This window comes from Terrabacter sp. Soil810, assembly GCF_001429645.1.
Lineage (GTDB): Bacteria > Actinomycetota > Actinomycetes > Actinomycetales > Dermatophilaceae > Terrabacter.
In genome coordinates this window covers 282,823-309,563 of record NZ_LMSW01000016.1, presented here as the reverse complement: position 1 = coordinate 309,563, position 26,741 = coordinate 282,823, and the positions used below count along the sequence as shown (strand labels likewise).

Annotated in this window: 19 protein-coding genes and 3 pseudogenes; 11 read left to right on the top strand and 11 right to left on the bottom strand. The window is 72.2% G+C overall.

What is annotated here, in order from left to right; all coding sequences use genetic code 11:
* Positions 1-3: 3 nt before the first annotated feature.
* The 3 genes and pseudogenes from ASG96_RS22235 to ASG96_RS22225 form a co-directional block, all read right to left on the bottom strand.
* A complete protein-coding gene (locus ASG96_RS22235; RefSeq protein ID WP_369813658.1) occupies positions 4-921 on the bottom strand; it encodes a zinc-binding dehydrogenase in 918 nt (305 codons plus the stop codon).
* Between the two features lie 198 nt (positions 922-1,119).
* Positions 1,120-3,139 (bottom strand): annotated as a pseudogene (locus ASG96_RS22230) (DEAD/DEAH box helicase); the annotation flags it as partial.
* 340 nt (positions 3,140-3,479) lie between these two features.
* The gene (locus tag ASG96_RS22225) at positions 3,480-4,229 is read right to left on the bottom strand and encodes a VIT family protein (RefSeq protein WP_057589432.1); all 750 of its coding nucleotides are present in this window, start codon (positions 4,227-4,229) and stop codon (positions 3,480-3,482) included.
* Between ASG96_RS22225 and ASG96_RS24775 the strand changes: the two are divergent.
* Positions 4,228-7,459 (top strand): annotated as a pseudogene (locus tag ASG96_RS24775) (ATP-binding protein); the annotation flags it as partial. The gene ASG96_RS22225 and the pseudogene ASG96_RS24775 sit on opposite strands and share 2 nt — an antisense overlap.
* A gap of 80 nt (positions 7,460-7,539) precedes the next feature.
* Here ASG96_RS24775 and ASG96_RS22215 read toward each other — a convergent pair.
* Positions 7,540-8,268, bottom strand: coding sequence for a hypothetical protein (locus ASG96_RS22215; protein ID WP_057589430.1), 729 nt, complete (start codon positions 8,266-8,268; stop codon positions 7,540-7,542).
* Positions 8,269-8,408: 140 nt separating this feature from the next.
* Between ASG96_RS22215 and ASG96_RS24420 the strand changes: the two are divergent.
* From ASG96_RS24420 to ASG96_RS22195, 5 genes and pseudogenes are all read left to right on the top strand, one after another.
* A pseudogene (locus tag ASG96_RS24420) lies at positions 8,409-8,807 on the top strand (response regulator); the annotation flags it as partial.
* A gap of 1 nt (position 8,808) precedes the next feature.
* On the top strand, positions 8,809-9,083 hold a 275-nt coding region (locus ASG96_RS24415), incomplete at its 5' end, for a winged helix-turn-helix domain-containing protein (protein WP_235509272.1).
* On the top strand, positions 9,061-10,800 hold the full coding sequence (locus ASG96_RS22205; protein ID WP_057589428.1) for a HAMP domain-containing sensor histidine kinase: 1,740 nt from the start codon (positions 9,061-9,063) through the stop codon (positions 10,798-10,800). The genes ASG96_RS24415 and ASG96_RS22205, both read left to right, overlap by 23 nt.
* Before the next feature lie 114 nt (positions 10,801-10,914).
* Positions 10,915-12,963, top strand: coding sequence for a glycosyltransferase family 39 protein (locus ASG96_RS22200; protein WP_057589427.1), 2,049 nt, complete (start codon positions 10,915-10,917; stop codon positions 12,961-12,963).
* A 5-nt stretch (positions 12,964-12,968) separates the two neighbouring features.
* Positions 12,969-13,493 carry a GtrA family protein gene (locus ASG96_RS22195; protein ID WP_157611115.1) on the top strand — a complete coding sequence of 175 codons (525 nt, stop codon included), beginning with the start codon at positions 12,969-12,971 and terminating at the stop codon, positions 13,491-13,493.
* 28 nt (positions 13,494-13,521) lie between these two features.
* On the opposite strand, the gene ASG96_RS22190 is transcribed toward ASG96_RS22195, so the two are convergent.
* The gene (locus tag ASG96_RS22190; protein WP_235509271.1) at positions 13,522-14,619 is read right to left on the bottom strand and encodes an MBL fold metallo-hydrolase; all 1,098 of its coding nucleotides are present in this window, start codon (positions 14,617-14,619) and stop codon (positions 13,522-13,524) included.
* A gap of 106 nt (positions 14,620-14,725) precedes the next feature.
* A complete protein-coding gene (locus ASG96_RS22185; protein ID WP_057589425.1) occupies positions 14,726-16,045 on the bottom strand; it encodes an MBL fold metallo-hydrolase in 1,320 nt (439 codons plus the stop codon).
* A 93-nt stretch (positions 16,046-16,138) separates the two neighbouring features.
* Between ASG96_RS22185 and ASG96_RS22180 the strand changes: the two genes are divergently transcribed.
* From ASG96_RS22180 to ASG96_RS22160, 5 genes are all read left to right on the top strand, one after another.
* Entirely contained in the window at positions 16,139-16,711 is a 573-nt protein-coding gene (locus tag ASG96_RS22180) for a hypothetical protein (RefSeq protein WP_056751523.1), read from the top strand.
* Positions 16,708-17,649, top strand: a complete 942-nt coding sequence (locus tag ASG96_RS22175) for a DUF4097 family beta strand repeat-containing protein (RefSeq protein ID WP_157611114.1) — start codon at positions 16,708-16,710, stop codon at positions 17,647-17,649. Before ASG96_RS22180 ends, ASG96_RS22175 begins: the two co-directional genes overlap by 4 nt.
* Positions 17,646-17,918 (top strand): hypothetical protein, encoded by a 273-nt coding sequence (locus ASG96_RS22170; protein WP_056751529.1) that lies wholly within the window; start codon positions 17,646-17,648, stop codon positions 17,916-17,918. The genes ASG96_RS22175 and ASG96_RS22170 overlap by 4 nt, the downstream gene beginning before the upstream one ends.
* Positions 17,919-18,012: 94 nt before the next feature.
* Positions 18,013-18,636 (top strand): FMN-binding negative transcriptional regulator, encoded by a 624-nt coding sequence (locus ASG96_RS22165; protein ID WP_056751532.1) that lies wholly within the window; start codon positions 18,013-18,015, stop codon positions 18,634-18,636.
* An 89-nt stretch (positions 18,637-18,725) separates the two neighbouring features.
* Positions 18,726-19,019 carry a hypothetical protein gene (locus tag ASG96_RS22160; protein ID WP_056751535.1) on the top strand — a complete coding sequence of 98 codons (294 nt, stop codon included), beginning with the start codon at positions 18,726-18,728 and terminating at the stop codon, positions 19,017-19,019.
* 12 nt (positions 19,020-19,031) lie between these two features.
* On the opposite strand, the gene ASG96_RS22155 is transcribed toward ASG96_RS22160, so the two are convergent.
* From ASG96_RS22155 to ASG96_RS22135, 5 genes are all read right to left on the bottom strand, one after another.
* Entirely contained in the window at positions 19,032-20,759 is a 1,728-nt protein-coding gene (locus tag ASG96_RS22155) for an alpha/beta hydrolase (protein WP_162262069.1), read from the bottom strand.
* 129 nt (positions 20,760-20,888) lie between these two features.
* Positions 20,889-22,574 (bottom strand): FAD-dependent oxidoreductase, encoded by a 1,686-nt coding sequence (locus ASG96_RS22150; RefSeq protein ID WP_057589422.1) that lies wholly within the window; start codon positions 22,572-22,574, stop codon positions 20,889-20,891.
* Between the two features lie 46 nt (positions 22,575-22,620).
* A complete protein-coding gene (locus tag ASG96_RS22145; RefSeq protein ID WP_057589421.1) occupies positions 22,621-24,741 on the bottom strand; it encodes a glycogen debranching N-terminal domain-containing protein in 2,121 nt (706 codons plus the stop codon).
* 81 nt (positions 24,742-24,822) lie between these two features.
* Positions 24,823-25,692, bottom strand: coding sequence for a hypothetical protein (locus tag ASG96_RS23515; protein WP_157611113.1), 870 nt, complete (start codon positions 25,690-25,692; stop codon positions 24,823-24,825).
* A gap of 83 nt (positions 25,693-25,775) precedes the next feature.
* Positions 25,776-26,603 carry a phosphatase PAP2 family protein gene (locus ASG96_RS22135; protein ID WP_057589419.1) on the bottom strand — a complete coding sequence of 276 codons (828 nt, stop codon included), beginning with the start codon at positions 26,601-26,603 and terminating at the stop codon, positions 25,776-25,778.
* Between the last annotated feature and the right edge of the window lie 138 nt (positions 26,604-26,741).

Below are 26,741 nucleotides of genomic sequence, written 5' to 3'. Positions count from 1 at the left end.
GCCTCAGCTCGTCAGCACGACCTTGAGGGCTCCGGTCTCGGCCGCGCGGGCGAACGTGTCGTAGGCGTCGAGGAAGTCGCCCATGGCGAAGCGGTGCGTCACGAACCGCGCCAGGTCGACCTGGTGCGTGGCGAGCAGCTTGAGCAGGGTGGGTGTCGAGTAGGTGTCGACGAGCCCGGTGGTGATGGTGACGTTCCTGATCCAGAGGTCCTCCAGGTGCAGGGTGGCCGGTCCTCCGTGGACGCCCACGTTGGCGACAGTGCCACCCGGCCGCACCAGGGCCGCGCACTGCTCGAACGTCGATGCCACCCCGACCGCCTCGATGGCGACGTCGGCGCCGAGGCCCTGGGTCAGGCCCCTGACGATCGCGACGGCGTCCTCGCGCGAGGGGTTCACCGTGATGTCGGCCCCGAACTGCTTGGCCGCCTCGAGTCGGGCATCGGCCAGGTCGATGGCCACGACGTGCGCCGGACTGAAGAGCTTGGCACCCATGATGGCGGAGAGCCCGACCGGGCCGGCGCCCACCACCGCTACGACGTCACCGGGTGATACCCGGCCGTTCAGCACACCGACCTCGTAGCCCGTGGGCCCGATGTCGGCGAGCATGAGCACTTCCTCGTCAGTCACACCTTGGGGGACGGCATACGTCGAGGTGTCCGCGAAGGGGACCCGGACGTACTCCGCCTGTGTGCCGTCGATCTTGTGGCCGAGGATCCAGCCACCGCCGCCGATGCACTGGCCGTAGCTGCTCTCACGGCAGTAGCGGCACGCACCGCACGCGGTGATGCAGGAGACGAGCACGCGGTCGCCGGGCTTGACGTTCTTGACGCCCGGGCCGACCTCCTCGACCGTGCCGACCGCCTCGTGACCGAGGATCCGCCCGTCGGTGACCGCTGCGACGTCACCCTTGAGGATGTGCAGGTCGGTGCCGNCCTCGTCCCAGGCCTTCCGGCCGGGTCCGTGGTAGACGATCGCGTGCATGGTGGTGCTCATGTCTCCTCCTCGTGACCGCAGGCAGCGGCACGCGTCCAGTCCATCGCGGGAACCGGTGCGGAGGTAGGGCCCTTCGTCCCGCCCCGGAGTGCCGGGGCGGGACGAGGGTCCCGGGTCGCTCGGCCGTCAGACCTCGGTCAGGACCTGGCGCAGCAGCTCGACGAGGGCGTCGAGCTGGAGGGTGTCGCCGGAGGTGACGTCCTCGTCGCTGCCGTCGAGGGCGCGCGCGGCGAGCCCCTGCTTGGCGTCGATGAGCTCGGCGATCTTGGAGTCGATGGTGCCGGACGCGAGGATGCGCCACGCCGTGACGGGCTCGTCCTGGCCGATGCGGTGGACGCGGTCGATGGCCTGCTGCTGCTCGGCCGCGGTCCACGACAGCTCGGCGAGCACGACGTTGGACGCGGCGTGCAGGTTGAGGCCGACGCCGGCGGCCGTCAGCGAGCAGACGGCGACGGCGACCTCGGGGTCCTTCTGGAAGGCGTCGATCGCCTCCTGGCGCTGCTTCGAGGTCTGCTCGCCGCGCACCGAGACGGTGCGCAGGCCGGCCGAGGCGAGCACGCGCTCGGCGGCGTCCATGACGTCGATGTGCTTGGCGAAGAAGACGACCTTGCCGACCGAGTGCGAGAGCTGTACGGCGTAGTCGGCAGCGAGTGCCGACTTGGCCTGGCCGATCCGGCGCACGAGCGAGAAGACGTTGTCGGTACCCTTCTCGGCCGATGCGGCCCGCAGCTCCGCGGCGGCGACCCGACGCATGAGGGAGGTGTCGGGCTCGCCATCCTCCTCCCGGCCGTCGCCGGCGGCGAGGAGCGAGCGGTAGCGCTCGGCCAGGCGGCGTCCGAGGGCGCGCTCGGCCTCACGGATCGAGCGACCGAGGTCGTCGTCGAGCTCGACGGTGATGTCGGCGATGCGCTTGTCGGGCAGGTCCTTGGCCACGTCGACCTTGCGACGGCGCACGATGCCCATGTCGATGACGGCGCGACGGGCCTCGGGGTAGAAGGCGCGGTCCGCGGGCGTGTGGCCGGTGTCGTCGAGGCGCCGCACGATCTCGGCGGTGGGCTTGCCGTCCTTGATCCAGCCGAGGAAGCGCCAGATCGCGTCGAAGTCCTTGACGTCGTTGATGAGTGGTGTGCCGGTGAGGGCCATGAGGAGCGGGTCGCCGCCGGGTGTCGTCGACCGGAGCCGGTCGCCGAGGGCCAGGACCTGCTGAGAGCGCTGCGACTGGAGGTTCTTGATGAAGTGGGCCTCGTCGACGACCATCGAGCGGAAGCCGAAGCTCGAGAGCCACCCGAAGTGCCGGTCGAGGATCTCGTAGTTGACGACGAACACGTCGGCGAACGCGTCGACGTCGTTGCCGTCGCCGTGGATGACGGTGACGCGTCGCTGCGGCGTCCACCGCTCGACCTCACGGGCCCAGTTGATCTTCACGACGTTCGGCACGACGGCGAGCATCGGGTAGGCGCCCGCGATCGAGGCGGCCATGACCGACTGGGCCGTCTTGCCGAGGCCCGGCTCGTCGGCGAGCAGGAAGGTGCGGTGACCCTCCTGGACGCTCTGGAGAAAGCGGGACTGGTGGACCATGAGCTGCGACCCGGGCGGGGAGAAGCGGTCGATCTGCGGCGTCGGCGGGAGGTCCATCGACGCTGCCTCGCCGCCGGCACCCTGCTCGAAGGCGCGGTAGAGCGGGCTGAGCAGGTCCCAGCCGGCCAGGCGGTTCGGGAGGTAGTCGCTCTGGACGCGGCCGACGTCCGGCGTGAGGAACGGGTTGGCGAGCGCCCGAGAGGGCACCGACTGCGGCATCACCTGACGGGCCGCGATCTGCGGCGGGACGACGGGCCGCGGCGGCTCGGGCGCCTGGATGACGAGGTCCTCCTCGGCGAGCTCGGCGCCCGACTCGAGGAGCCAGTCGCGGCGCATCTGCTGGGCCGCCGGGCCGGGCTTGGCGTCGGCGTCGAGCAGGGTCAGCAGGCTCGTGTCGCGGGCCGCGATCTGCGCGAGGATCGTCGCGATGCCGTCGAGGCGCTTGAGCAGGTCGGCGCGCGTGGCCGACGGGATCGACGCGTCCTCACGGACGCGGGCGCGCTCGGACCGCATGAGCAGGGCCACGACGAGGAACTTGGTCCGGTTCGTCGGGCTCGCCTTGCCCTTGNCGTCCTTGCGCTGGGTGGCCTTCCGCTGGCCGTGGTTCTGGCCGTTCTGCCCCTGCTTCGGGCCCTGGCCGTCGGTCGGTCGGCGGCGGACGCGCGTTGCCATGTTCCTCCTGATGACGCGGAGGACGTCGAGCGGGCTGGGCCCCCGGACGACACCGTGTCGGGGTGTCGGCGGCGGACTCGGCTCGAGTCCCGGTGGACGCGCATCACGCGCCCCGTGTCCCGAGCGCCGGATCGGCGGTTGCGCCACGGACGGGCGCTTGGGACACCCCGACTCTACAGCCCGGAGCGGGCTCATCGGGTCGTATGCCGTGTGCTCGCCGTGAACTCGCCGCGAAGTCAGCCGATGTTGACCCCGACGAGCGCGCCGATGGCATACGTCACGCCCATGGCGAGCAGGCCGCCGGCGACGTTGCGCAGGACCGCCCGGGTGGCCGGGCTCCGGCCGAGGCGGGCGCTGACCGCGCCGGTCAGCGCCAGGGCCGCGGCGACGCTGACCACGGTGACGTGGATCCGGATCGACGCCGGGCTGTAGGTGATGGTGAGCATGGGCAGGACGGCGCCGACGACGAAGGCCAGCATCGAGGCGCCGGCCGCGTGCCACGGGTTCGTCAGCTCGGTCGGGTCGATGCCGAGCTCGGCCTCCGCGTGCGCGGTGAGGGCGTCGTGGGCGGTGAGCTCGCGGGCCACCTCGGCGGCGAGCTCGCGCCGCATCCCCTTCGCCTCGTAGAGCTGGGTCAGCTCCTCGAGCTCGCCGTCGGGGTCCTCGTGGAGCTCCTTGCGCTCGAGCGTCAGCAGGGCCCGCTCCGAGTCGCGCTGCGTGCTGACCGAGACGTACTCCCCGGCGGCCATCGACATGGCGCCGGCGGACAGCGCGGCGAGGCCCGCGAGGATGATCGCGGCCTTGTCGGCGGTCGCGCCGGCGACGCCGACGACGACGCCGGCGGTCGAGACGATGCCGTCGTTGGCGCCGAGCACGCCGGCGCGCAGCCAGTTGAGGCGGGCGCCCACGTTGGCGTCGTGCGGCTCGTCGCGGTCGTGGCCGGTGTCGAGGGGCGTGGGCTCGTCGGACGCGCGCACGTCGGACATGGATGGTGCTCCGATCGACGGGTGGGTTGTGCCATCGATCGTGGCACCCGCGGTGGACCGTGTCACGGTAGGTGAGGCTCACCTGAGGCCGGCCCCGGATCCCGCGTCCCGACATGACGGCCGCATCCGGGCGCCGTGGCCCGCAATGCGCGAGGATCAGGACATGTCGGGCATCGCGGGCGGACTCGAAGCGGCGGGGGACGACCTCTACCGATGGATGGTCGCTGCCTCGCCCGACGGGCTGTGGGTCTTCGACGAGAGCGGCCGCACGCTCTTCGCGAACGCCCGGATGGCCGAGATGCTCGGCCGCGACCCCGACGACATGGTCGGCTTCTCGGTCTTCGACGCCGTCGACGACATCGGCAAGGAGCAGTTCCGCCACCACCTGGACGAGCTCGCGGCCCAGGGGGTGCCGGGCGACAACATCGAGTGCAGCCTCCTCGACGCCCGCGGCGACCGCTTCTGGGCGCTCGTGTCGCACACCCCGCTCGTCGACGGCTCGGGCACGCGGCGCGGGTGGCTGCACCGGGTGAGCGAGCACAGCGCCCAGCGCAAGCTGCTCGACCAGCTCGCCGAGGCCCAGTCGATCGCCAAGATCGGCAGCTGGGAGTGGGACGTCGCCGCCGACCGGGTCTCGTGGTCCGACGAGCTCTACCGCATCTACGGCCTGGACCGCACCGACCTGACACCGACCTACGAGGGCTTCCTCTCGCGCATCCACTCCGACGACCGGGCCCTCGTGTCCCGGGTCGTCGGGGCCGCGCTCGTGTCGGAGGATGCGTTCGAGTTCGACGCCCGCGTCGTGCGCACGTCCGGCGAGATCGCGTGGATCCGCGGTCGGGGACTCGTGACCCGAGACCCCGAGGGCCGGGCGATCCGGATGGGTGGCACGACGCAGGACATCACGGAGAAGAAGGACGCCGAGCAGGCGCTCGGGCTCGTCACGGCGATGGCGACCGCGGCCAACGAGTCCGCGACACTCGACGAGGCACTGCCTGTCGTGCTCACGGAGGTGGCGCGCCACACGACGTGGCGCCCGGTGCTCGGCGCCGTCGTCGATGCCGAGGGCGTCCTCGGGACGCCGGTCCGGGCGCCCGAGGGCACCGAGTCGAGCACCCTGCCGGTCGCGGTCGGACTGGACTTCGCGGCCCGCGCCGTCTCGAGCCGGTCGGTCGTGGCCGAGCCCTCTCCGGAGGGGTCGACGATCGTGGCCGTGCCGATCATCAACGAGGGCAGGGTGGCCGGCGTCGTCGTGCTCGACATGCGCAGCGCGGCGCCCCCGGTCGAGTCCGACGCGGTGACGATCCAGCAGATCACCGCGCTCTTCGCTCGGGTCGCCGACCGCGAGTGGACCGCCGAGCACCTCGCCGCCGCCCGCGACGCAGCCATGGCGGCCTCACGCGCCAAGTCGGAGTTCCTCGCGACCATGAGCCACGAGATCCGGACGCCCCTCAACGGCGTCATCGGCCTCAGCGAGCTGCTCGGGCGCACCGAGCTGACCCCGCACCAGCGACGGCTCTCCGACGGCATCGTCCAGGCGGGCCACGTGCTGCTCGAGCTCGTCAACGACATCCTCGACCTGTCCAAGATCGAGGCCGGGCGGCTCGAGCTCGAGTCGGTCGACTTCGACCCGGCCGCGGTGCTCGAGCGGGGCGTCGCCCTGCTCGCCGAGCGGGCCCGCGCCAAGGCCCTCGACCTGTCGGTGACGCACGGGCCCGACGTACCCTTCATGGTCTCGGGCGACCCGGTGCGCTTCGGCCAGGTCGTCGCCAACCTCACGACCAACGCCGTGAAGTTCACCGACTCGGGCAGCGTCGCCATCCACCTGACCCTCGACCACGTCACCGACACCGGTCCCGTCCTGCGGGTCGAGGTGAGCGACACCGGCGCCGGCATCGCCCCGGAGGTCCGCTCGCGGCTCTTCGAGTCCTTCTCCCAGGGCGACTCGTCGACGACGCGCGAGTACGGCGGCACCGGGCTGGGCCTGGCCATCAGCCGGCAGATCGTCACGGCCTTCGGCGGCGAGATCGGCGTCGAGAGCGAGCCCGGGGAGGGCAGCACGTTCTGGTTCACCGCGGCGTTCGAGCCGGCCTCGGCGCGCAGCGTCGGTCGCTCCGAGTCCCAGGCGGCGGCCGTGTCGGGCCTGCGGGCGCTCGTCGTCGGCGCCAACCTGGCCCACCGCGTCCGGGTCGAGGAGCAGCTGGCGGCGTGGTCGATGTCCGTCACGTCGGCCGCATCCGGCGTCGACGGCCTCGTCCAGCTCGACCGGGCCGACCGCGGAGGCACCCCGCTCGACGTCGTCGTGCTCGACGACCCGGGCTCGGGCGCCGGCGGCCTGCAGATCGCCCGGATGATCCGTTCGGACGAGCGCTTCGCGGGCGTACGCGTCGTGCTCGTGTGCGCGCACGTGCCACCTCCCGACGTGGCGACGCTCGAGGAGGCCGGCGTCGACGCGACGCTCACGGCCCCCGTCATGCCGTCCGCGCTCTTCGACGCGATGGCCGACGTCGCCGGGCGGCACCTCGTGCCCGAGCCGGTGCCCGCGCGTCCCGTCGACGCTGCCGACGCTGCTGACGGCCGCCTCGGCACGGTCCTCGTCGTCGAGGACAACGAGGTCAACCAGCTCGTCGCCCAGGGTGTGCTCGAGAGCCTCGGCTACGCCGTCGTGCTCGCCGGCAACGGCATCGAGGGGGTCGCGGCCCACCGGGCCCGGAGTGATGACGTCGTCGCCGTCCTCATGGACTGTCAGATGCCGCAGATGGACGGCTACGCCGCGACCCGGGCGATCCGCGCCCAGGAGGAGCCGGGCCGACGCCTCCCGGTCATCGCCATGACGGCCTCGGCCATCGCCGGCGAGCGGGAGCGCTGCCTGCAGGCGGGCATGGACGACTTCCTCACCAAGCCCGTCGACGTCGCACTGCTCGCCTCGACCCTCCAGCGCTGGACCGGTTCGGGACCCGTGCCGCGGTCACGCCCGGCGACCACGCCTGCCACGTCCCCTGCCACGGAGCTCGACGACCTCGACGTGCTCGACACCGGTCGGCTCGACGAGCTGCGCGACCTCGAGCCGGGCGACCCCTCGCTGCTGCTGCGCTTCATCGACCGCTTCGGCACGGGCGCGCGGCAGCGCCTCGCCGACCTCGCCGGCGCGCGGGACGAGGGCGACGCTCAGACGCAGGGCCGGATCGCCCACGGGCTCAAGGGAACCGCGTCCAACCTCGGCGCCACGGNCCTCGTCGCCCGGGTCGAGGACGAGATCGACCGGGCGACGAGGGCGCTCGAGGAGTACGCAGCCGCGCTGCGCGGCTGATCAGGTCGTCGTGGCGCTGCCCGACGTGCCTGAGCCCGAGTCGTCCTGGCCCGGGTCGGAGAACGGGTCCTGACCCTGGTCGTCCCCGAACGGGTCGACGCCCAGACCCAGCTGCTGGAGCAGGTCCTGCGGGTCGAGCTGGCTGAGCTGGTTCGGGTCGATCCCGTTCAGGCCGCCTCCCGGGACGCCGTTCTGCAGGTTGGGCAGCTGCTGCGGGCTCGTGCCCTGCTGGTTCGGCGGCACCTGCTGGTTGGGGTTCGTGAGCCCCTGCTGCCCCTGCTGGCCGCCGGGGAACTGAAAGCTCCGGCCGCCGCCCGGACCGCGGAAGCCCGTGTCGCCGCCCGTCGCCCCGGCCGGCATCGCGGCCGCGGCACCGATGGCGCCGGCGGACGTCAGAGCGAGCGCGAGCCCGGCGGTGACGGCGGTCTTCTTCGCGTTCCAGCGCGGCCCGTCACCGGCGGTGGCGGCGCCGGCCGGCTTCTCGCGCACCGGGAGGCCGGTGGGGGAGAGCGGCACGTCGGGACCGGCGATGGGGGCCGCGGCACCCGGCGACACGGCATACGCGTACGGCGTGGCCGGTGGCGTCACGGGCATCTCGGTCGTCGTGGCAGACGGGAGCTGCTGGGTGTCGTCGGTGGCGGGGCGGGCGACCGGCGCGTTCGGGTCGAACTGCGGCAGCCCGGACGTCGGCTGTTCGGCCGGGACCTGTGGCGTGGACTCGTTGCTCATAGGGGCAACGCTCGGGCGGCTGCCTGTGCAGGTGCTGTGCCCGAGCCGTCGAGCCGCTGGGACTTCGGGACAGTCACTCCACAGGAATCGCACAGGGATGTACTGGTCATCGCACAGGCCGAGGGGTTTCACTGGATGACATGACCGAGAAGACCAAGCCCGCAGCAGCGCGACTCCAGCGACTCGACGGCTCCCCGGTGCGGGTGCTCGTCGTCGACGACGAGGCCAACCTCACCGAGCTGCTCGGCATGGCCCTGCGCTACGAGGGCTGGGAGGTGCGCGCCGCCGGCACCGGCATGGATGCCGTGCGCGCGGCCCGCGAGTTCGACCCCGACGCGGTCGTGCTCGACATGATGCTGCCCGACTTCGACGGCCTCGAGGTGCTGCGACGCATGCGCTCCGACAACAGCAACGTGCCGGTCCTCTTCCTCACGGCCAAGGACGCCGTCGAGGACCGCGTCTCGGGCCTGACCGCCGGCGGCGACGACTACGTCACCAAGCCCTTCTCCCTCGAGGAGGTCGTCGCCCGCGTCCGTGCCNCCCTCGACGAGGACAGCCACGAGGTGATGCGCGGCAGCGAGGAGATCCACCTGACCGCGACCGAGTTCGAGCTGCTGCGCTATCTCATGCGCAACCCCAAGCGGGTGCTGTCCAAGGCGCAGATCCTCGACCGCGTGTGGAACTACGACTTCGGCGGCCAGGCCAACGTCGTCGAGCTCTACATCTCCTACCTGCGCAAGAAGATCGACGCGGGGCGTGAGCCGATGATCCACACGATGCGAGGAGCTGGGTATGTCCTCAAGCCGGCCGCCTGAGACGGGCACCGAGCTGCCGGACCGCGCGGACCTGCCCGACGACGACGGCGCGAGCCCGCTCGACCTCTTCCACGAGGGCGTCGGTTTCCGCGACGACCTCGACGACGACACCGACGACCGGATGACGTATGCCGTGCCGGTACCTGCCGCGGCCACGGGGCGTCCCGAGGACGGCGAGGACGGCGAGGACAGCGAGGACGGCGATGCCGAGGCCCGGGTGCCGCTGAGCCGGCGACTTGCCGACGCGCGCGACCAGGTCCGGCCGTGGTCGGCCTGGACGCTGCGCGCCAAGCTCGTCGCCTCGATGCTCGCCCTCTTCACCCTGCTCAGCCTCGCCACGGGCGCCTTCACCGTCGTCGCGCTCGAGCGGCAGCTGACCGGACAGGTCGACGACCAGCTGCGCTCCTCGATGGCTCGGCAGATCAGCGACCCTCGGGGGGTCGATTTCGGAACGACGACCGACGATCACCGGACTCGCGGACCGGGCGACGAGGGCCTCGTGGCCTTCCTGCCCACCAGGCAGACGACCACCTCTCCCGGGTCGATCGGGAAGGTGAGCACGGGCGGTCAGCAGCCCGTCGCAATGACGACCGCGCAGCTGGGGGAGCTCCAGAGCGCTGGACTGCGTGGTGTGCCCACGAACATCAACATCACGGGTCTCGGCACTTATCGCGTCCAGTCGACGCCGGTGGTGGACGGCGGCGCGCCCGTCGGCGTCTTCGTCGTCGGTCTTCCGATGGGCCCCACGGAGCGGACGATCAGCCAGATGGTGGTCCTGGCGATCAGCACGGTCGTTTCCGGCATCATCCTCGTGGCCCTGGTCGGGACGTGGCTCGTGCGACGCAACCTCGAGCCGCTGCGCCGGCTCGCGGCGACGGCCACGAAGGTCTCGCAGACGCCGCTCGACTCGGGCAAGGTCGCGCTCGGGGCCCGGGTCGACCCCATCGACACCGACACCCGCACCGAGGTCGGCCAGGTCGGCGCTGCCTTCAACGAGATGCTCGACCACGTCGACGAGGCCCTCAACGCCCGGCACCAGAGCGAGCAGCGGGTGCGACAGTTCGTCGCCGACGCCTCGCACGAGCTGCGCACGCCGCTCGCGTCGATCAAGGGCTACGCCGAGCTGTCGCGTCGCGAGCCCGACCCCGTGCCGCCGACGGTCACCCACGCGATGGGTCGCATCGAGTCGGAGGCCGACCGGATGAGCTCGCTCGTCGAGGACCTCCTCCTGCTCGCGCGTCTCGACGCCGGCCGTCCCCTCGATGAGGCCCCGGTCGACATGTCGATGCTCGTCATCAACGCCGTGAGCGACGCGCACGCGGCCTCGCCCGGTCACCGGTGGGACCTCGACCTGCCGCCCGAGCCGGTCGAGGTGACCGGGGACGGCGCCCGACTCCACCAGGTCGTGGCCAACCTCCTCGCCAACGCGCGCACGCACACTCCCGACGGAACCCGCGTCACGACGTCGGTTCGCCCGGAGGGCGAGTGGGTGCGGGTCGCCGTCCACGACGACGGGCCCGGTGTGCCGGTCTCCTTGCAGCCCAACGTCTTCGAGCGGTTCGCCAGGGGCGACGACGCCCGCGTGCGGGCCGGCGGCAGCACCGGCCTGGGACTGTCGATCGTCGCGGCCGTCAGCAAGGCCCACGGGGGTCGGGTGGAGCTCGACAGCCGCCCCGGCGACACGACCTTCAGCCTGCTCCTGCCCGCCGCCCCGTGACCGACCCGCCGCACACGCGGTCGTGTGCGGCGGGTCGGGAAACGCGCGGGACCTCATGCCGGCACCAAAGTCGGGTCATAGGAACGGCACAGCGACCGGCCCGAACGTTGAGCCATGGACACCATGACCCTCACCAGCACGGGCCCCGCGGGCAGCGCCGCACCGGCGCCCGTCGGGCCGGCGGACGCCCGCCCCGACACCACGCAGTCGCCCGCAGCCCGTGCGGGTCGTCCCGGCCGTCTCCAGCGCCTGTGGCGCGGCGCCGACGCCGACCCGTCGTGGGCCCGCCCCGCGCTCCTGGCCCTCCTGCTCGTCACGCTCGTGCTCTACACGTGGAACCTCACGGCGAGCGGCTACGCGAACTCCTTCTACTCGGCGGCGGTCCAGGCGGGCAGCGACAGCTGGAAGGCCTTCTTCTACGGCAGCTCCGACGCCGCGAGCTCGATCACCGTCGACAAGCCGCCGGCCTCCCTCTGGGTGATGGCCCTCTCGGTGCGCCTCCTCGGGCTCAGCTCCTTCGCGATCCTCCTGCCGCAGGCGCTCATGGGCGTCGCGACGGTCGGTGTGGTCTACACGACCGTGAAGCGCCAATTCGGCGCCGCGGCCGGCCTCATCGCCGGAGTCGTCCTCGCCCTGACGCCCGTCGCCGCCCTGATGTTCACCTTCAACAACCCCGACGCGCTCCTGACGCTCCTCATGGCGCTCGGTGCGTGGGCCACGATCAAGGCGATCGAGCAGGCCTCGCCCAAGTGGATGATGATCGTCGGTGTCTTCATCGGTCTCGGCTTCCTCACCAAGACCCTCCAGGTCCTCCTCGTCGTGCCCTTCTTCGGGCTCGCCTACCTCATCGCGGCCCCGACCACCCTGCGCAAGCGGATCGTCCACTCGCTCCTGGCCGTCGGCACGATGGTGCTCTCGGCCGGCTGGTGGGTCGCGATCGTCGAGCTCGTGCCGGCCTCGGCCCGTCCCTACATCGGTGGCAGCCAGACGAACTCGTTCCTCGAGCTGACCTTCGGCTACAACGGCCTCGGTCGCCTGAGCGGTGACGAGACCGGCTCGGTCGGTGGCGGCGGCGCGGTGGCCGGTGGCGGCATGTGGGGCTCGACCGGCCTCTTCCGGATGTTCTCCTCGAGCGTCGGCGACCAGGTCTCCTGGCTCATCCCGAGCGCTCTCATCCTCCTCGCGGCCGGCCTCTGGCTGCGCGGCCGTCGCCCGCGCACCGACCTGCGCCGCGCGGCCTACCTCGTCTGGGGTGGCTGGCTCGTCGTGACGATCCTCGTCTTCTCGTTCATGGCCGGCATCTTCCACGAGTACTACACCGTGGCCCTCGCCCCCGCCATCGGTGCCGTGGTCGGCATGGGTGCGGTCGAGGCCTGGCAGCGCCGCTCGATCGCGGTCGGCACGATCGCCCTCGCGGCCGCGACGGCAGCCGCCGCGACGTGGAGCTTCATCCTCCTGTCCCGGACGACGGCCTACGGCGACTGGCTGCGCATCTCGGTGCTCGCGGTCGGCATGGCCGCGGCCCTGCTCATCCTCGCGACCCGCTGGATGCACGCCCGCGCCGTCCCGTTCGTCCTTGCCGCTGCGCTGGTCGCGAGCCTTGCCGGCCCGGGGGCGTATGCCGTGTCGACCACCGCCCAGGGCCACAGCGGCTCCATCGTGACGGCCGGTCCTGCTGGCTCGAGCGGTGGTCCCGGTGGCGCGGGCGGCATGGGTGGCACGCCGCCGCAGATGCCCGGCCAGACCGGCACGACGCAGGGCGGCCCGCAGACCGGTGGTGGCGGCGGGATGGGCGGTCTGCTCGACGCCTCCACGCCCAGCACGGCCGTCGTCGCGGCACTGTCGGCCGACGCCGACAGCTACACGTGGGTCGCCGCGGCGGTCGGCTCGCAGACGGCAGCCGGCCTCCAGCTCGGCACGCAGCTGCCCGTCATGGCGATCGGCGGGTTCAACGGCTCCGACCCGAGCCCGACGCTCGCGCAGTTCCAGCAGTACGTCGCGGACGGCCAGATCCACTACTTCGCCGGTGGCGGAAGGGGATTCGGCAACCAGAACGGTGGCAGCAGCGCCTCGTCCGAGATCAGCTCGTGGGTGCAGGAGAACTTCACCGCGGTGACGATCGACGGCTCGACGTTCTACGACCTGACCCAGCCCCTCCGGTGACGACCATGTCGGCCTCCACGTCGGTGCCACGAGTGCGCCTCTCGCAGCAGCTCATCCGCTTCGCCGGCGTCGGAGTAGTCTCCACCGCCCTGCACCTCGGCCTCTTCGCGGCCCTGGTGCGGGGCGGTGCCCCGTCCCAGCTGGCCAACGGGGTGGCGCTCGTCATCGCGACGGTCCTCAACACCGGGCTCAACCGGGCGTGGACCTTCGGGGTGTCAGGTCGGCGCAACCTCGTGGCTCACCACGGCCAGGCGCTCGTCATCTTCGGGATCACGTATGCCGCCACGACCGTCGCCCTCGCCGTGCTCGGGGCGGTGGCGCCGGACGCGGGGACGCTCGTCCAGACCCTCGTCGTCGCGGTGGCCAACGTGCTCTCGACGGCGGCGCGGTTCGTGGCCATGCGTCGCTGGATCTTCCGCACGCCGGCGTCTCCCGACGACACCACGGCGACACCGGTCGGGCCGACGGACCGCCACGACCCGGCATACTCCGAGGGTGGCGTGCTCGAGAGCCCGCAGGGCGAGCGCTGACGGCGGTCCGTCGGGACGCCTTGGGCTCCTAGTCGCGGTCCTCGGCTGCGGCGCACGCCTCCCACCACGGGTCCTGGTGCGCGGCCACGACCTCGTCGACGTCGTTGTCGCTCAGCTGGATCCGGGAGCCGACGCGCGGTGCGACCAGCCGCACGCCGCGCTCGGCGGCAGCCCGTCGCGCCCAGCGGATCGGCTCGCTCCACCAGTGCGTCGCGAGGTTGAAGGTGGCCCAGTGGATGGGCAGCAGCACCGAGCCGGTCTCGCCCTTGTTGAGGTCGAGGTGCGCCTCGATCGCCTCCTCGGGGTTGAGGTGGATGTCGGGCCAGTGCACGCTGTAGGCGCCGATCGGGATGATCGTGAGGTCGAAGGGCCCGAGGTCGGCGCCGATGTCGGCATAGCGGTGCGTCGGTCCCGAGTCACCCCCGAAGAAGACCGCGTGGCGCGGTCCGCGCAGCGACCACGCAGCCCACAGCGTCTGGTTGCGCACGAAGCCGCGACCCGAGAAGTGACGGGCCTCCGAGCACGTGATGCGGATGCCCGCGATCTCGGTCTCCTCGCGCCAGTCGAGGCTCGTGATGCGCCCCGCGGGCACGCCCCACGACCGCAGGTGCTCGTCGACCCCGAGGGGGACCACGTAGTGCGGGCGGTGGGTGCGCTCCAGCTGCACGATCGACGGCTCGTCGAGATGGTCGTAGTGGTCGTGGCTGATGACGACGGAGTCGAGGTGCGGGATCTCGGCGATGCGGCCCGGGACCGGGTGCAGGCGCTTGGGCCCGGCGACGACGGACGGCGAGGCCCGCTTGCCGAAGACGGGGTCGAGCAGGAAGCGCCGCCCGTCGAGCTCGACGACGCTGGTCGCGTGGCCGTACCACGTGACCGCGAGGTCGGCGGGCTCGTGCGGGTGCCGCGGCCTGACGAGCGGCACGGTGCCGCGCGGCCGTCCCCGGCCGAACTCGCGGACCATCGTCGTGAGCATGCTGCCCGGGCCCTCGGCCTCGGACGTCGCGACGACGTGCGTCGGCTCGTGGGATCGGAACTCGCCGTCACGGTAGTTGGGTGACGCGGCGGCGCGCTGTCGCTGCGTCGCGGTCGACGCACCCATCCGTCGGAGGATCGGGAGCTGCACGGGCTTTCTCCTGCCTGTCGTGCCTCACGGCTCGGACGGCCACGCGAGTGCGGGCTGCCGTCATTCTCGTCCAGCGCCGGGGAGAGCGCCCGAGTTCCCTCACCGCTCAGTCGTCGCGGTCCTCGGGTGCCGCGCACTCCTCCCACCACGGCTCCGCGTGCGCGGCCGCGACCGCGGTGGCATCACCGGTCGTGACGTCGACGCGCTCGCCGACGCGGGGGAAGGCGACGGGCACCCGCGCCTCGAGCGCGGCCCGCCGGATGCGGCGTACGGGCTCGGCCCACCAGTGCATTGAGAGGTTGAAGGTGGCCCAATGGATCGGCACGAGGAGGGACTCGCGAGCGGCCGTCTGCACGGTGCGGGTCGTCTCGGTGGGCTCACCCTCCTCGTGGGTGCCGCCGGGGGTGTCGATGCGCTGGTCGCCCTCGATGAAGTCGTCGGCGACGCCCGCGTGGTCCTCGGTCAGGGCGTGCGCCTCGTCGCCGATGCGGTTGACGTCGCGGTGCGCGGCGAGCGCCTGCTCGGGGTCCATGTGGATGTCGGGCCAGAACGAGTCGTAGGCCCCGACCGGCATGAGGGTCAGGTCGAAGGGGCCGAGGTCGGCGCCGATGGAGGCGAAGCGCTTGGACGTGCCCGAGTCGCCGGCGAAGTAGGCGCTGTGGCGAGCGCCGTGCAGGGCCCAGCCCGCCCACAGGGTCTGGCTGTCGACGAGCCCGCGACCGGAGTTGTGCCTCGCCTCGGTGCAGGTGACCCGGATGCCGGCGACCTCGGTCTCGCCGCGCCAGTCGAGCGCGGTCATGCGCGCCTCGGGGACACCCCAGGCGAGCAGGTGCGCGTTGACGCCCAGCGGCACGACGTAGTGGGGGCGGTGGGTCTCCTCGAGCCGCACGATCGACGGCTGGTCGAGGTGGTCGTAGTGGTCGTGGCTGATGAGCACGGCGTCGATGCTCGGGAGGTCGGCGATCGACCCCGGCACGGGGTGCATCCGCTTGGGTCCGGAGTGCCGGATCGGCGAGACGCGCTCGCTGAAGACGGGGTCGATGAGGAATCGGGCGCCGTCGATCTCGAGAACGCTCGTCGCGTGGCCGTACCACGTGACGGCGAGGTCGCCCGGCTGCTGCGGTGGCCGGGCGGGGACGACGGGGACGGTGCCGGCCGGCTGGCCCCGGCCGCTGACCCGGATGGCGGCGATGAGGGCGCTCGTCTGTGCGCGGACGCGCGGGCGCAGCGACGGCTCCTCGCCCTCGAAGCGACGGCTCGTGAAGTTCGGGGAGTCCTGCACGAAGGGCAGGATCGCCGCGGGGGAGGCGCCCATCCGGTTCATGACCCGCACGAACTGGCGGGCCCGGGTGCGCGAGGAGACCTTCTCGATGGCGGACGAGACGGCGCGGACGGAGGGGCGGTCGGAGGTTCCGAGGCTGCGCATCGGGCACCTTTCACGAGGGGCGAGGGGCATGGGGAACGTACCCGGCTACGTCCCGGCGTCATCATGGTGTTGACGTGACACCACAGTGGTGTCATGATGATGCACATGGACATCACCGAGTACGTCGACGCACTGCGTCGGGATCTCGCCCAGGCGGCCAGGGCGATGGGTCCGGAGACCGAGCAGGCCGCCGAGCGGATCGGCTTCGCGCTCGACTCGTCCGCACGTCTGGCGCTGATGGATGCGCTCTCGCACGCTGCGGCCGAGATCACCAACGAGCTCGAGGGGGCCTCCGTCGAGGTCCGCCTGCAGGGCCGTGAGCCCGTCTTCGTCGTCGTCGGGGCCGGCCCGTCGGCTGTCGCCGACGACACCCAGGCCATCGACACCGCTGACACCACCGTGGTGTCACCCGACGACGAGGGCGCCGAGACGTCGCGCATCACGCTGCGCCTCCCCGAGGCCCTCAAGGTCCGGGCCGAGGATCTCGCCACCGGCCGCGGCCAGTCGCTCAACACGTGGATCGTCAACGCGGTCCGCGCCGCCACGGGAGCCGGCGTCCCGCCGATGCCGGGCTTCCCGCCGATGCCGCCCGGCCCGCAGTTCGGGCCCGGCGCACCCGGCCGCAACCGCTCCTCCAACAAGCGCGTGCAGGGCTGGGTCCGATGACCGGCCCTGACACGCCCACCAGCCAGCGCACCGACCTCACGACCATCACCGAGCAAAGGGGACTTCCCATGGGCACCACCCTCGAGACCCGCTTCGACACGACGGGTCCCATCACCCTCAAGGCCGAGCTCCTCGTCGGCGACCTGACGCTGACGGTCGGCGACGGCCCGACGACCACCGTCCGCCTGCACCCGCACGGCAAGAACGGCGCCGAGATCGCCGAGAAGTTCACGGTCGAGGCCCACGGCAACGACGTCTCCGTCCTGGCGCCGAAGCTGCGCGACAGCTTCTTCTCCCTGGGCACCAAGGGCTCCGTCGACGTCGAGGTCGAGCTGCCGGCATCGAGCACGGTCGACGCCAAGACCGGGGCCGGCGACGTCACCGCGGCCGGCCTGCTGGGCGAGGTCCGCGCGGGCACCGGCGCCGGAGACCTGACCTTCCACGAGGTCGGCTCCGCCCGGCTCAAGTCGGGCTCGGGCGACATCACGCTCCAGTCCGCGAGCGGCGACCTCGACGCCAGGACCGGCTCCGGCGACATCACCGTCGGCACGGGCGGCGGTCGTCTCGACCTCACCTCGGGCAGCGGCGACATCTCGCTCCGTCGCTCCGACGCCGCCGTCAAGGCCAAGACCGGGTCGGGCGACGTCCACATCGGTGCCTCGACCGGCGACCTCGAGCTCACCACGGGCACGGGCGACGTCAGCCTCGACGGCGTGCACGGTGCGGAGGTCCGGGCCCGCACCGGCACGGGAGACGTCACCATCGCCGTCGCCCACGGGGTCGCGGCCTACCTCGACCTCAACACCGTCACCGGTGACGTCGACATCGACCTCGAGGAGACGTCGGGACCCGGGGACTCCGAGGCCCAGGCACGCCTCGTCGTGCACTCGGGCAGCGGCGACATCCGGGTCAAGCGGGCGCAGGTGAGCCTCGCATGAGCACCGGAACCCTGAGCCTCTCGCCGCAGGAGGCGATCGCCCGCGACCGCATCGTCGAGCGCGTCGCCTCCCGCCACCATGCGCCGAAGGTGGGCCGCATCCGCCGGCACGTCCGGGCCGCGCTGCTCCTGCGCAGCCTCGCCGAGCGCCTCGACCCCTCCGTCCAAAGTCCCCACCGCGCCGACCTGCACGTGGTCCCGGGCCCGCACGCCGGCAGCCCGCGTCCATGGACGGCGGCACCCCGCCGGGCACCCCACCGGCACAGCTGAGCCCACTCCTGCCCCTCCCCACGGAGCCCGTCGACACCGTCGGCGGGCTCCGTGTCCGCGGTGCCGCCCACCGGGCGCGTGGCACCATCGGAGGATGTACGTGCCCAAGGCGAACGTCATGGCCGACCCAGGCGTCGCGGCCTTCCTCTCGGCCCACCCGGCTGCCCGCCTCGTGACCGTCGGCCCTGACGGCCGGCCGGACTCCACGCTGCTGCCGGTCATCGTCGACGGCGACCGGGTCCTCGGTCACCTGGCCCGGGCCAATGAGCACTGGACCCGCATCGCGCCGGCCTCGCCCGCCCTCCTCATCGTGAGCGGCGCCGACGCGTACGTCTCCCCGGCCTGGTACGCCAGCAAGGCCGAGCACGGTCGTGTCGTCCCGACGTGGAACTACAGCGAGGTGCAGCTGCGGGGCGCCGTCACCGTGCACGACGACCCCGACTGGGTGCTCGACGTCGTCACCCGGCTGACCGGACGCCACGAGGCCGGGCGCGATCGCCCGTGGGCGGTCACCGACGCCCCGGCCAAGTACGTCCGGGGCCGGCTGCGCGCCATCGTCGGCATCGAGGTGTCCGTCGAGTCCGTCGAGGGCAAGGCCAAGCTGAGCCAGAACCGGTCGGACGCCGACCGCGAGGGTGCGATCGCGGGCATGAGGGACGAGGGTGACGCCCCGGCCCGAGTGGTCGCGGACGAGATGGAGCGTGCCCTGCGGGACTGAGCGCCCTTGCGGCACAGCGGTCCTCCACCCATGCCGAACGCATTCCCTCGGCACAGACGGCCGACAGCCGCGGCCGCGACGGTGGGGACATGGACACGACACCCCGCCCCGGAAACGCTCCCTCGACCTTCCGTTCCACGCTGCGTCGTGGCCTCGGCGCGGCCGGTGCCGCCGTCGCCGTCGCGTTCGTCGGCACCATGGCCCTCGGGGACGGGCAGGCCCAGGCGGCAGGCGTCGCCGGTGGCCTGACGCCCGTGCGCGCGGCCACCGAGCCGGCCCCGCACCCGCACCGGCACCATGCGACGCACCCCGCCAACCTGCCGGCGGCCACGACCGCGGCCTACCGCTACTCGTTCCGCGACGGGCAGCTCATCCAGCTCTGACGAGGGTGCCCGTCAGCGGCCGTAGGGCGCCCCGCGCAGGGACATCAGGTGCGTCGCCCGCAGCGTGCTCGCGGACGCAGCAGCTCCGGCGCCTCGGGCGTCCGCCGCCGCCGGCGGGGCGAGCGGGTCGAGATCCTGGCTGAACCTCGCCCCGACCGCCGGCAGGGTGCCGTCGAGCAGGTAGGCGGCCACCGCCGCGTCGGCCGCCGCGGAGAGGAAGAGGGTCGTGTGACCCCAGCCCTCGACCGTGAGCAGCCGGGACCCGGGCAGCAGGCCCGCGACCCGTTGGGCGCCGTGCAGCGGCGTCGCCGGGTCGAACCTCGTGCTGGCCACGAGCACGGGGTTCGCGGTCCGCGCGGTCCACGGTCCGACGAAGCGGTCCTGCTGTGAGCCGGGCCAGTCGTTGCACACCGAGCTGACCCAGGTCCAGAGCGGCCCGAATCTCGACACGAGGGCCCGATCCGCTGCCGCGGCAGACCACGCGGCCACGGAGGTGGGGTTGTCGCTGTCGGCGCACGCCACGGCCGCGAAGCCCTCGTAGCCGGGGTAGCGCGGGAAGCCGCTGTGGCCCGAGCCCACCGAGCGGCGCTTCTCCTCGAACGCCGCGCGTTGCGATGCCGAACCACCGGCGGACAGCTCGTCCAGGGTCGCCAGCAGGTCGGCGAGGGTCCACCACTCCGGCGACGAGTAGAGGAAGCCGAGTGTGTCGCCGACGAGGAAGCGGTGGTCGTAGGCGAAGCCGTCGAGGTCCACCGGGTGAGCCCGCAGGCGAGCCTCCAAGGCGTCGTAGCGCGCGCTGGAGCCCCCCGGGGCGGCGAACGGGCAGCCGTCACCGGCCTCGTCGCAGAGCCGGAAGAACTCCGCGAGCGTGTCGCGGGAGCCGACGTCGCTGCGCAGGCGGGTCGAGAAGGGCTCGACCTGCTGACCCGGGTCGCCGGTCGACCACGCGACGGGGTCCAGGACGCCATCGACGACGAGGGCACGGACGCGAGACGGGAAGAGGTTCGCGTACGTGACGCCGAGGTAGCTGCCGTACGAGTAGCCGGCATACGTCAGCTGCTCGTCACCGACCGCGGCGCGCAGCAGGTCGAGGTCCCGCGCCACGTCCGCGGTGGACATGTGGTCGAGGATCCGGCCGCCTCGCTGGTCGCAGTCCTCCTGCAGGGCGGCGTCCGACAGCGCCCACGCGTCCGTCTCGGCGGCACTCTCGGGCCACACCAGCGGCACGAACCACGGACCCTGTTGACGGGGGCTGCCGGTGCAGCGCAGCTGGGTGCTGCGGGCGATGCCGCGCGGGTCGAAGCCCACGATGTCGAAGCGGGCGCGGAGCTCGGGCGTGTACAGGTACGGGCCGGCGAAGAGGGCGAAGTCCACCCCGCTGCCGCCGGGGCCGCCCGGATTGAGGAAGAGCGATCCGATCCGGTGGGCTCGGTCGGAGGCGGGGATCCGCACGACGCTGATGAGGACGGAGGCGCCGCGCGGGTCGTCGTGGTCGAGGGGGACGGGCACCGTGGCGCACTCGTAGATGATGGGCGGCTCGCCGGGGGGCACGTTGTCGCCGAGCCATCGGTAGCAGCCCGACCACGCCACCGCCGAGGCAGGAGCGGAGCGGGTTGACGGGGCACCCTGCGCGAGAGGGGCCGCGGCGATCCCGGCGATCCCCGCAAGGGCGACGGTGACTGCGGCGGCGAGGCGGGACGCCGTGGACAGGGGGCGACGTGAAAGCAGTGAAGGCGTCATGGGTGACTCCGGCGATGAGCAGGACGCGGCGGTGGGTCGCCCTCCCATAGTCCTCGCGACGCCCTGGCGGCGCAGCCGAATCCGGTGGACCGACGACTCGTCCGTCCTGCCGCGGATGTCCTGTCGGTGTCAGCGGGTCGGGTCGAGCCAGGCGTGCACGAGCGGCACGACCGACGCGCCCTCACCGCTCGCCGCGGCCACGCGCTTCATCGAGCCGGCGCGGATGTCGCCCGCTGCGAACACACCCGGCACCGTCGTCTCGAGGCTCTCGGGCGGCAGTCCCCCACGCCACCGGTCCTGCGGCACGTCGCGGCCCGTCAGCACGAAGCCCCGCTCGTCGCGCGCGACCTCGTCGGGCAGCCAGTCGCAGTGGGGCGCCGCCCCGATGAGCAGGAAGAGTCCGCGGCACTCGCGTCGCTCCGCGGTGCCGTCGGCGGTGTTGCGCACCGTGACCCAGCCGAGGCGGCCGTCGTCGCCGGGTCCGCCCTCGATCACCTCGGAGCACGCGAGGACGGAGATCCGCGGGTTGTAGGCGATCTCGCCCACGAGGTAGCTCGACATCGTCTCGGCCAGGGACTCGCGGCGCACGAGGATCGTCACCGTCCGGGCGAACCGGGCCAGGTGGATCGCGGCCTGCCCGGCGGAGTTGCCGCCGCCCACGACGACGACGTCGGCGCCCTCCATCTCACGGGCGGCCGTCATGGCACTGCCGTAGTGCACGCCGAGCCCGACGAGCCGCTCGATCCCCGGGGCGTCGAGGCGGCGGTACTTCACCCCCGCCGAGACGACGACGGCACGTGCGTGCACGTCACCGCCCTCGGTGCACAGGACGTGGGGCGTGGGCGCGCCGTCGCCGTCGAGCCCGCCGGGCGTGAACGACGTGACCGGCCAGCCGGTGAAGAACTCGGTGCCGAAGCGGATCGCCTGGTTGCGCGCCCGCTGGGACAGGCGCATACCGCTGATGCCGCGGGGGAACCCGAGGTAGTTGCGGATCATCGACGAGGTGCCGGCCTGGCCCCCGATCGCCTCGGCCTCGAGGACGACCGTCGACAGTCCCTCCGACGACGCGTAGACGGCGGCGGCCAGTCCCGCCGGCCCGGCGCCGACGATGGCCACGTCGACGACCCGGTCGACGTCGACGTCGGCGGGGCGGCCGTAGATGCGGGTCGCGACGTCGCGCACGCTGTGCACCGTCGCGACGCGCTTGCCGAGGTCCATGACGAGCGGGTAGTCGGGCTCGCCGCCGTCGCCCTCGACGTGCCCGAGGATGGCGCGCCCCTCGTCACTGTCGGGCGCGTAGACGCGGTTGGGCATGCCCATCCGGTCGAGGTAGTCGCGGATGCCCAGCGTCAGGGCGTCCTCGACCGGGGAGACGATGGCCACGGTCACGACCTCGGGCTCGGCCACCGTCGAGCCCCAGTCGGACAGCAGCTCGCAGATGGCCGTGTGGAACTCCTCGTCGCGCGCGCCGCGAGGTGCGAGGAGGTAGGCGTCGTACTTGCCCTTGGCCAGGCCGCCCCGCAGCTGCACGGCATCCTCGCGGAAGGTCGAGACGTGGGCGGCGATGACGCGTCGGGCCGTCGGGACGGTGGCGCGCCACCAGTGGAAGGCCTCGAGCACCTCGGCGTCGGGCAGCCGCGACTCGGTGACGAACATCGCCACCTGGCCGCCGTCGGCGACCACCCCCTTGGCTGCCTGCTTCGCCTCGTGGGCGGAGGTCGCGGTGGGCAGCTCGTAGTCGCGGGCATAGCGCCCGAACTCGTCGAGCAGCTCGTCGCAGCGGGTCTCGGACACGAGGATGATCGCTGGCTTCACCCTGTCGATCCTAGGAGCCGGAGGCCCGATGGAGTATGCCGTCGCGTCAGTCGGCGACGACCGTGACGTCGTCGGGTGCGCTGAGCACCTCGACCTCGCCGTCGGCCGAGACCTCGAGGTCGACGCGGCCACCGCAGAACCGCAGCCCCTCGATGCGGAGGGCACCATACGGAGCCGGCGTGACGGGGGAGAGGCGCAGGGTGCGTTTCGTCGCGTCGGGCTGCGGCCGCAGCGCCACCGTGAGGAGTGCGACGGCGGACGCCGCCGACCAGGCCTGCGGGCGGCACGACGCCGGGTAGGGCGTGGGTGCGCCGGCGAGGGCGAGGCCGGAGTAGAGCTCGGGCCAGCGGTAGGAGAAGGCCTCGGCAGACGCGAGCAGGGTGCGGGCGACCGCGCTCGCCTCGGCCGCGAATCCCTGGCGGGACAGGCCGATCGCGGTGATGGCGGTGTCGTGGGTCCAGATCGAGCCGGTGTGGTAGCCGATCGGGTTGAAGCCGCCGTTGCCGGTGCCCAAGGTGCGCACCCCGAAGTCGTCGAGCAGCTCGGGTCCCGTGACCGTCGCCGCCACCGACGCAGCCTCCGCGGGGGTGAGGGCACTCGTGCCGAGCACGTGCCCCATGTTGGAGCCGAGCCCGTCGACCGCCTGCCCGGCGCCGTCGAGGGCGATGGCGAGGTGGTGACCTGCGTCGGTGTCGACCCAGAACCGCTCACGCAGCCGGCTCTCGAGAGCGGCCGCGGCGGCGTCCGCGAACTCCGCCTCCGTGCCGTCGGTGCCGTCGGCGCCCAGCCACCGGTGGAGACGAGCGGCCGCGCGGAGGGCCTCGACGGCATACGCCTGCGCCTCGACGAGCGCGATGGGGGCGTCGGCGACGGTGCCGTCGCGCCATCGGATCGAGTCGCCGGAGTCCTTCCAGCCCTGGTTGGCGAGGCCGGTGCCGGTCGTGTCGAGGTACTTGAGCAGGCCGTCGTCGTCGGGCTGCCCGTCGCCCGTGAGCCAGTCGGCCGCCGAACGGAGTGCGGGCAGAAGGGTGCGCGCGCGCTCGCGCGGGAGGCCCCAGTCGCAGGCCTCGGCGAGGAGGCAGACCCAGAGGGCGGTCGCGTCGACCGTGCCGTAGTAGACCTGCGGGAGGGTCATGCCGGTGTTGGTGTCGCGGTGGACGTGGCGGCGCAGCTCGTGCGGGATCTTGCCCGGGGCCTCGCCGGTGACGGGGTCGTGCCGGGTGCCCTGGCGTCGGGCCAGGGTGTGCAGCGTGCCCTCGGCCAGCTCGGTGCCGAAAGGCAGCAGCAGGCGCGCGGTCCATAGCGAGTCGCGACCGAACAGCGTGAGATACCAAGGGGTTCCGGCTGCAGCGAAGACGTGCTCCGGTGATGCGGGGTCACGCAGGACGAGGTGGCGCAGGTCGTCCAGACCGCGCTCGACCGTGCGCCCGAGCCGGTGGTCCTGGGCCGTCACCCGCACGTCGTCCCACGTCACGGCCTCGGCGCCGGCGTCGGCGTCGAAGGCGGAGGGCCGCAGCCGTTCGGTGGTCACCCGGAGGCACACCGACACGGTCTGCCCGGGTTCGACGACGAGCGTGACCGCGATCGCGACGGCGCCGTCGTCACGGGCCTCCACGGTCGGGCTCGCTCCCGGCGGCAGGTCCTCGAGCGCCACCGTCGTGCGGTGCCAGTCGTCGGCGAGGACGAGCCCGTCGGCCGTCGGGGTGGCCGCGGTGGCCGGGCCGGTGACGTGACCGGACTTCACGGCACCGATGTCGAGACCGTCGCCCGCGACGAGGATCCGCAGGGGGGCGTGGACGGTCTGCGCGGCACGCGAGGTGATGCTGACCTGCTCGGTGAGAGTGCGTGTGCCGCTCCCGAGGAGGCGCCTCGACCGGAGCACCTCGACGGTCGGGTCGGGGCCGGGGTTGCCCAGCCCGCGAGCGGCCGCGGCGTACTCCGCCGTCGCGCCGGAAGCCCGCTCGGCCACGAAGTCCGGGCTCTCGCCTGCCACCTCGAGACTGAGCGTGCCGACGATGCGCCGGTCGTCGACGTAGAGCCCCTGGGTGGTGCCGGGGAGCACGTCACCCGAGCGGTCCGAGAGCACCGTCGCGTTGCCGTCGACGACGATGGACAGCTCGTGCAGCCAAGGCTGGCGTGGGGGCGGCGGCGCGGCGCGCTCGGACACCGAGGGGTCTTCGTCGAAAGGCACTTGGCCTTTAGGCGCGGTCTTTCGTGGATTAACAGCCTTCATCCGGCTAGATCGACCTCACGTTTGGCTGGGGGATGAACTTGCGGTGGCGCTTCTCGTGCTGGCAAACGTTTCGGCCGTGAGGCGCATGGCGCAATCCGCCACTAGGTTTCGGAATGCTTCATAGCGCTCAGACTTGCGGAGTTTCAAGGCGTTCTCGACGACGAGATAGACGATCAAGATTGCCAGGGCGGCCGCCAATGGCCAAGTGACGTAATGTGGGGCGTCCACGATTGAGGCAATGATCGGCGCTGAGACGACGATGGGGAGGATGCTCGCGCAGAGGATGTTCACTTCCACCTCAACGGAGTCGATGTTGAGCGGCGGAGCCATCCGACGCAGCCACAACTTCGCATATACGAACACTTCGTCAAAGCGCCTGTCTCTGAGCAACTCTGACGGATCAGAGGGTTTAAGGATTGGTGCCATCGCGGGGTGGAGACGCAGGGCTTCTCGGCAAACCTCAGAGCCGTAGCCCTTTTGGAGCGACTCATGGGCCTTGCCGCATGTGTCGCCATCAAGGGCGCTCCGCCATAATCTCTCTGAACTCCACGAACCGGCCCTTCGAACGCCATCGCCAAGTTTGTTCTTCCCCTTGAGCCTCAGCGGGCTCTCTATCCTTCTAATGATTCTGAACCCGAGAGCGCGCCCTGTGTATCCAAGAATGAAACTGATGCTAATCGCTCCCGCTAGAAACAGCGAACTGAAAGGGCCGCTTTCTCCGAGTGCACTTGAAATCGCAGGTAGATTCACAGTATCCGAATGTGAGAACCAGAGGATGACGAGAGACAGAATGATGGCTCCCGGAGCGAACACGCTGACCGCCATTACCAAGATGTACAGCGCCAAACGACGCCAGCCCGAATCATCAGCATCTAGAGCGTTCATACGTGCACCCTTCCGAGGTTTGGGCCTTCATCACTACGTGCAGCCTAGGCGCGGCGCCGACGTGCGAGCTGCCGTAGGCCGCCTCAGTCAGGCCCGGGCCGTTCACGCAGAGTGAGCCAGAGGCGGTGCGCGGTGATGACGGCGAGGGCCCAGGCGAGGCCGATGAGCCAGCCGGCGAGCACGTCGGTGAGCCAGTGGTGCCCGAGGAAGACGCGGGAGAGTCCCATCGCCAGGACGAAGAGCGTGCCGAGCGAGACGGCAACCGTGCGCTGCCACGCCGCGGTCGTCTCGATGAGGACCAGGTAGACGACGACCGTCGTCAGCACGGTGGCGTTGAGGGTGTGTCCGCTCGGGAAGGACGGCGACACCTCGAGCGGGGGCACCGCGAGCGAGGCCGGCGGGCGGGCTCGGTCGACGACGTTCTTGCCGACGATGGTCATGGCGAGCGAGCCTGCGGCGGCGATGAGGGTGAGGACGATCGGCGTCCACCGGCGGCGGCGCCACGTGATGATCGCGACGGCGACCAGGGCGAGGATCGGCATGCCGATCGGGCCGCCGATGTCCGTGAAGGCGGTGACGGCCGAGTCGAGGCCGGGGGAGCGGAGTGTGATCGCCGCGTCGAGCACCGGTTGGTCGATCGCGGTCAGCCCGTCGCGACCGACCACCCCCTCGTAGACCGTCTCGATCCCCTCGACGAGGACGACCATGACGACGAGGGCGACGGCGGCAAAGACGACGAACGCCAGGTGTGCCGACGACCAGCGCGCGACGCGCCGCGCGGCAGGGCTGGACGCCCGCGCGAGCGCGGCGAAGACGTCGACGAGCCAGCGGCCGAAACGCGTGTGCCAGGCGGTGAGGTCCCGCGCGCCGATCGTGTCGTCGGGCGTCGGCGGGCGGGTGGGCACGGGCATGCCCCATCCTTACCCATGAGTGGCCGTCCGGCCGCTGACGTATGCCGTCCGGCGAGTCCCGTTGAGTCATAAACCGTTGCGGGACAGTGGTTTTCGTGTGGACAAGTCTTGTCGGGTCGTTCGAACACCTGTACGATC

Coding starts and splice junctions, on each gene's coding strand:
- ASG96_RS22160 (WP_056751535.1), top strand. CDS start 18,726: ATGGACACGACACCCCGCCCCGGAAACGCTCCCTCGACCTTCCGTTCC.
- ASG96_RS22155 (WP_162262069.1), bottom strand. CDS start 20,759: ATGACGCCTTCACTGCTTTCACGTCGCCCCCTGTCCACGGCGTCCCGC.
- ASG96_RS22135 (WP_057589419.1), bottom strand. CDS start 26,603: ATGCCCGTGCCCACCCGCCCGCCGACGCCCGACGACACGATCGGCGCG.
- ASG96_RS22195 (WP_157611115.1), top strand. CDS start 12,969: ATGTCGGCCTCCACGTCGGTGCCACGAGTGCGCCTCTCGCAGCAGCTC.
- ASG96_RS22185 (WP_057589425.1), bottom strand. CDS start 16,045: ATGCGCAGCCTCGGAACCTCCGACCGCCCCTCCGTCCGCGCCGTCTCG.
- ASG96_RS22200 (WP_057589427.1), top strand. CDS start 10,915: ATGGACACCATGACCCTCACCAGCACGGGCCCCGCGGGCAGCGCCGCA.
- ASG96_RS22165 (WP_056751532.1), top strand. CDS start 18,013: ATGTACGTGCCCAAGGCGAACGTCATGGCCGACCCAGGCGTCGCGGCC.
- ASG96_RS22175 (WP_157611114.1), top strand. CDS start 16,708: ATGACCGGCCCTGACACGCCCACCAGCCAGCGCACCGACCTCACGACC.
- ASG96_RS22205 (WP_057589428.1), top strand. CDS start 9,061: ATGTCCTCAAGCCGGCCGCCTGAGACGGGCACCGAGCTGCCGGACCGC.
- ASG96_RS22170 (WP_056751529.1), top strand. CDS start 17,646: ATGAGCACCGGAACCCTGAGCCTCTCGCCGCAGGAGGCGATCGCCCGC.
- ASG96_RS23515 (WP_157611113.1), bottom strand. CDS start 25,692: ATGAACGCTCTAGATGCTGATGATTCGGGCTGGCGTCGTTTGGCGCTG.
- ASG96_RS22215 (WP_057589430.1), bottom strand. CDS start 8,268: ATGAGCAACGAGTCCACGCCACAGGTCCCGGCCGAACAGCCGACGTCC.
- ASG96_RS22180 (WP_056751523.1), top strand. CDS start 16,139: ATGATGATGCACATGGACATCACCGAGTACGTCGACGCACTGCGTCGG.
- ASG96_RS22225 (WP_057589432.1), bottom strand. CDS start 4,229: ATGTCCGACGTGCGCGCGTCCGACGAGCCCACGCCCCTCGACACCGGC.